This window comes from Gilliamella bombi (genome assembly GCF_900103255.1).
Taxonomy (GTDB): domain Bacteria; phylum Pseudomonadota; class Gammaproteobacteria; order Enterobacterales; family Orbaceae; genus Gilliamella; species Gilliamella bombi.
In genome coordinates this window covers 1-1,378 of record NZ_FMWS01000091.1, presented here as the reverse complement: position 1 = coordinate 1,378, position 1,378 = coordinate 1, and the positions used below count along the sequence as shown (strand labels likewise).

The window sequence follows — 1,378 nt, the reverse complement described above, 5'->3', positions numbered from 1 at the left end:
TTCGTTCTGAAACTTGATAGCTCGCTTCCCTTGCATCATGAAGCAAACTCGGTGCATCCAAACGTGTCTTATGGTGCCATACTGCTTCTTAATATACTCGCTGAGTTTGACGGATTCGTTGAGTCTTTTTAGCTAGGCATAATAACCCGACGTACTAACACCAAGTAACGAGCACATCTTGGTAATGGAGTAGGAAGTTAAATGATTTTTCATATAAGCGTACTTCATCGACTTGGATTGTTGATGAAGTACACATGCGCCTTTTTTAGTATATCATTAGCCATTTTCAGTTCTTTAATCTCTTTTTCTAACGCCATAATCCGCTGTTGCTCAGCGGTTAACTCTCGACGGCTGGTTTTATTCGGGGAAAGTTGCCTAATCCATTTATCTAGGGTTGATTTACCCACACCTAGATGGTTGGCAAGTTCACTTATGAAAAGGTGAGCATGGAATAATGCATAATCGACTGATTGTCGTTTAAATTCGATGCTAAACTTTTCGACCATGATAATTTTCTCCTATGATTTGTATTTATATCATAGAGCTGACTTCTGTACACTTTTTGGGCGATGATCAATCACGGATTTAAGAAAACAAATTAAAATTTGAGATTTTTTAAAAATAGTTGTCTCTTCTCTTGAGAAACATTTTTAATTTTTCCCATATTTTTCCAAGTCACATTCTTAATTCCTAATTGTTTCAAAGTTGAATTAATAAAAACAGATTTAATGCTATTCCCTGCAAAGAAACGGATAAACCATGTAGGGGCCTCAGAAGTAGTTAAAACTGTAGTTGAGTTAATATGATTAATATTACCCTTTATACCCGTTGGAGTATCAATGTAAGAAAAGTTTTTTTTAAATACTTTATCAATAAAACCTTTTAAGATAGCTGGTAAATCATACCACCAAATAGGAAATATAAAAACGATATCAGATGCATCCGTTATCATTTTTTGATATTTTTCTACTAAAGGATCTGTTGTTTGTCCGGTACTATATAACCTTAATTCTTCGGAAGTGTATATTGGATTAAAGCCGTCTTTATATAAATCAATAATATCAAAATCTTTTCCACTTTCTTTCAAAAGAGATACAATTCTTTCCAAAATAGCATGATTATAGCTCTTTTCATATGGATGAGAATAAATTATTAATGTTTTCATTGTAAAATCTCCTTGTTTTTTAAAAATAAATTTGATCCTCGCCAAAAAAGTGAACAAAAGTCGCCTCTATGATATAAACAAAATTTATAGAAGACAAATATCATGGTCAAAAAATTTAGTATCGAATTCAAACAACAATCAGTGGATTATGCGTTATCTAATGCACACCTTTCTATCAGCGAACTTGCCAACCATCTAGGTGTGGGTAAATCA

3 protein-coding genes are annotated in these 1,378 nt (G+C 32.9%); 1 reads left to right on the top strand and 2 read right to left on the bottom strand.

Annotated elements, in window-relative coordinates:
• Positions 1-224 precede the first annotated feature (224 nt).
• On the bottom strand, positions 225-506 hold the full coding sequence (locus tag B9N71_RS13430) for a transposase (RefSeq protein ID WP_085166097.1): 282 nt from the start codon (positions 504-506) through the stop codon (positions 225-227).
• Between the two features lie 92 nt (positions 507-598).
• The gene (locus tag B9N71_RS12205) at positions 599-1,165 is read right to left on the bottom strand and encodes an NAD(P)H-dependent oxidoreductase (RefSeq protein WP_065610530.1); all 567 of its coding nucleotides are present in this window, start codon (positions 1,163-1,165) and stop codon (positions 599-601) included.
• Between the two features lie 102 nt (positions 1,166-1,267).
• Between B9N71_RS12205 and B9N71_RS13760 the strand changes: the two genes are divergently transcribed.
• Positions 1,268-1,378 (top strand): transposase (locus tag B9N71_RS13760; RefSeq protein WP_143422152.1); only part of this gene is annotated, 111 nt, incomplete at its 3' end.